Source organism: Borreliella californiensis, from assembly GCF_014205885.1.
In the GTDB taxonomy this organism is placed as follows: Bacteria; Spirochaetota; Spirochaetia; order Borreliales; family Borreliaceae; genus Borreliella; species Borreliella californiensis.
In genome coordinates this window covers 1-3,810 of the sequence record NZ_JACHFB010000018.1, presented here as the reverse complement: position 1 = coordinate 3,810, position 3,810 = coordinate 1, and the positions used below count along the sequence as shown (strand labels likewise).

Sequence of the window (3,810 nt, the reverse complement as noted above, 5' to 3'; positions counted from 1 at the left end):
TACGTTTTGCCACTAGCTATACCGCCACTAAGTATAATCTTCTTTTCATTATTCTTTTGAATACTTTTTATCACGTTCTTTTGCTTTAAAGTTAAATATTTATCTTCAAATTGATCAAAATTAACCGTAGAACTTGTTGGCTTTAAGAATTTAGATATGTCAACTCCAAACTGATTTTTATATTGCTTTTGAAGTGTTGTAAAAAATTTTGTTTGATATAAGTTCACTTGTGCCCTTTACTATTTTTGTAGTTGCTTTTACTTTCAGCTTCATGAACAGTAGCAAGTTTTTTCATACATTCATAGTAAAGCTCCATTTTCCTTATTGAACACTTCTTTATAAGGTCATTAAGCTCACTTTTCAAAGATTCAATATTTTCATTAACACAATTTGCATTTTTTTTATCACATTCTTTAGATAAAGAATCAATTTTACATTTTAAATCTTCTATTTTGGAAAGCATACTAGCAAGCTCAACACTAGAATATTGATTGAATTCACGTATAAATCCTAATTCTAAATTAGCCCGCTCTAAATCTAATTCTCCCCTAATTTTCCTAGCTTTAACTTCTGATCTAAAAGTTTGTGCTAAAAGATGTTCAAAAGTATCTTCACTAATTGTTACTCTAGAGTCCTCGTTAATAAAATTTCCTCCACTTTCCCATTTTTGTCTCATTCTCCACACATTTATTCTAGAAACTCCCAATCTCTCTGCTATTTCTACATCACTTAATGAGCCTTCTCTAAAATATGCAACATAATCATCAAAAGACCTTTTACCTTTTTTCAAAAGAATTTCTCCTAAAATAACAAAATTAACAAATTGTTACTCTAAATAGTAATTCAATTTGTAAATTGTTAACATAAACTATTGTCTTGTTGATATCTATTGATAGATGTTTGACATTTATTGACTTTTATTGATTTAAAAATAGCGATTAACTAATTTATTAAATTTTGCTACAACTTGACTATACCAATTGGGAAAAATCTTTCATTGTTTTTGTAAGATACTTCCTTGTACAAATTCCCTTATCATAGTAGTGCATTATTATAAATAATATCTCTACAAAGTCGAGAACCACGGCTATTGATTCTCGTTTTGGATCTTTTTTACCAATCTCATCCATAATATCAGAAACAATACTCAAAAAACCGCTCGGAATATTTCTCTCCCATTTTTTTTAAACATTTCTCTAGCATTCCTTTTTTGTATCTACAATCAAACTTCATATTTTGAAAATTTTTATACTTTTCTATTATGTGCTTATCTTTCAGAACGTCTTCAATAAAATTTCTTGCAGGGTCTACACTAGCATTTATGATTTCATCAATACTTTTTCCGGTTTTTCTTTTGTATTCTTGTATTGATACAAAACCTATATAAAAATCTTTTTTTTGTTCTAGAGTTAATTGCTTAACTCCATAAAGTTTGTTTATTTCCTTTTTTGTATCTTGACTCAAACAATCATAAAAATCCGAAATCTCATTTATATACATCATAACTCTAGAGAGTATATAAATAAATAATACTTTGAACAATAGTTTTTTGCACTTTTTAAATAAAATTTTTGATAGAAAACATTTCTATATTTATAACAATGAAATCTACAAAAAAATAACAACTAGTTAAGATTTCTAACCAGCTGTTACTTTATGCATACAAAACTTAATTATTTTGAAGATCTTAATACGCAACCATCATAGCTAATATCAGTGGTGATATATCCTTTAATATCTTCAAATTTAGAACTATCTTCAAGATAGCTTTTAACCTCTTCTAATTTTGATTTTAATTTCTCTAAATCTTCTTTAATTTCGCTAACACTTACACTATCTTTTAATTTGGGCTCTTCGCCACCAGTATATTTTTGATTGCCTTCATTTAATTTAGTTCTTAACTCGCTTCTAGTATCGCTCAATTCTTTCAATAACTTTTCTAATTCGGAACTTTCTTCATCTTCTAAATTCCAAGTCTGGTAGATGGCACTATTCTCATCATCGGTAAAATCGTCATATATAGGCCCTGTAATTCTATCTATAACTCCTTGTGCTCCTACACTGATTTGCCTTTCTATGACATTAATATTTTCACTAATCTCCTCTATTTTTGCACTAAGTGTTTTAATTTCGGTTTCAACTTGTCTTTTTTCTTCTTCTTGTTTCTGTTGTTCTGCTTCTTGTTTGGCCTCTTCTGCTCTAGCTTCTTCTTGTTTTTTTTCTCCCTTTTGTTCTTCCCCTTCTTTTTTAGCTTTATCTTCCTTTTCAACTTCAACTTGTTCAACTTGTACTTCTTTTTCTACCTTAGCTTGTTCTTTTTTTTCTTTTTCAGTTTCTTTTGCTTTTTCTTCTTTAACTTCAGCCTCAGCTTTTTCTACTTTTCCTTCTTGTTGACCACCACTTTGTTCTTTTGCTTTTAATATAGGTGTACTATCGTGGCCACTTGCAGGCAATACTGGTGGCGGACCTAATACTCTGCCATTGGGATCATCGCCCTGCATTAATTCTTCTTCTTGTAATTTTCTTGCTAATTCATCTGCTTTTGAACCACTTGAAGTAATTTTATCTTTTGGATCTAAAATCTTATCTAAAAATCCTTGAACTTGCTCTTTTACATTTTGTTTTATATCTTTATCAGCTGCAAAATTCTTGCAAGAACTTATCAGCGTAAAAACAGCACAAACAATAAATATTTTCATTTTTTTATTCATAATCCGCTCCATAAGTCTTAATAATAATGCAACCCTCAATAAATACAATTTTTTAAAGATTTAAATATATAATTTTGTTACATTCACCTGTTACATATTAACAAAACGCAAATGTAATTTTAATCAACTCCCCAAAATCTCTCCATTGCAAATGCGATGCCCATTAAAAGAGACTACAAAACACATACAAATTAAATTTCAACGTCTTTGCTATATATCACTTAAAGTATTGTATCTTTCTTAAGTGCACCTCTCTGAAATTGCCACTTCTGTTTATTATGGCCACCATAAAACCCAAATTTCGCTTGCAATGAGAACCCATAAAATTTGACTAAAATTTTTGGTTTTTGATAAAATATAAATTAGAATTTACATCTATTTTTATTACTTTTACTTAATTTAAAAGTAACACCTAGAAGGAGCTTGTCTTATGGACATTAATAATTATTTTAATTTAAATAATATCAGTATAGATTTTATGCTCAAAATAATACAAGATTATCAAAATCTTGAAAATGAAAACAAAATTCTTAAAAATTCGCTAAAAAATTCAACTAAACCTAAAAAAGAATCTTTAAAACTAACTCCTAAATTTTATTTGACCCCAAAAATTAGCAACATAATTAAAAAATGCATCAAAACTCTAAAACAAACTGATCCAATATCTGGTTGGTTTCTACATATACTGGTAATAAGTGGGTGTAGGGGTGCTGAAATGCAAAAAGTAAAAATGCAAGATATTACTCCCTTTTTAAGCAAAACTGGAAAAACTTTATACAACATAAAAGTAAATGTGGCAAAAAAAAGAAATGTTGCTTGTATTCGAGAAATTGTCATAAGCTCCCAAGAGTTTGAAGCTATCCAAACGGCACACAAAAATCATTTTAATGAAAAAAATCTTGATACAAGACGCACTTATTTTTTTCAAAAATCTAAACATAAGTTTAAAGATAATCAAATTAGCATTATCCATATTTCTAATAAATTTAAAAATCTTCTTAAAAAATCAGGATTTCGTGCAAATAAATCACTTCACTTATGTAGAAATTTATTTATTTCAAATTTAAAATCTAATGGATACAATTCTTTCCAAATTAAA

The 3,810-nt window shown here is 28.1% G+C and carries 3 protein-coding genes and 2 pseudogenes; 1 reads left to right on the top strand and 4 read right to left on the bottom strand.

The window, feature by feature from the left end; translation table 11 throughout:
- The 4 genes and pseudogenes from HNP67_RS06515 to HNP67_RS06500 all read right to left on the bottom strand — a co-directional run.
- A pseudogene (locus HNP67_RS06515) lies at positions 1-227 on the bottom strand (PBSX family phage terminase large subunit); the annotation flags it as partial.
- The gene (locus tag HNP67_RS06510) at positions 224-790 is read right to left on the bottom strand and encodes a DUF603 domain-containing protein (RefSeq protein ID WP_184125713.1); all 567 of its coding nucleotides are present in this window, start codon (positions 788-790) and stop codon (positions 224-226) included. The gene HNP67_RS06510 and the pseudogene HNP67_RS06515, both read right to left, overlap by 4 nt.
- Positions 791-971: 181 nt before the next feature.
- Positions 972-1,500 (bottom strand): annotated as a pseudogene (locus tag HNP67_RS06505) (DUF643 domain-containing protein).
- A gap of 173 nt (positions 1,501-1,673) precedes the next feature.
- Positions 1,674-2,711 (bottom strand): ErpC protein, encoded by a 1,038-nt coding sequence (locus HNP67_RS06500; protein WP_184125711.1) that lies wholly within the window; start codon positions 2,709-2,711, stop codon positions 1,674-1,676.
- A 430-nt stretch (positions 2,712-3,141) separates the two neighbouring features.
- Between HNP67_RS06500 and HNP67_RS06495 the strand changes: the two genes are divergently transcribed.
- A partial coding sequence (locus HNP67_RS06495) for a site-specific integrase (protein WP_184125709.1) occupies positions 3,142-3,810 on the top strand: 669 nt, incomplete at its 3' end.

Coding starts and splice junctions, on each gene's coding strand:
- HNP67_RS06500 (WP_184125711.1), bottom strand. CDS start 2,711: ATGAATAAAAAAATGAAAATATTTATTGTTTGTGCTGTTTTTACGCTG.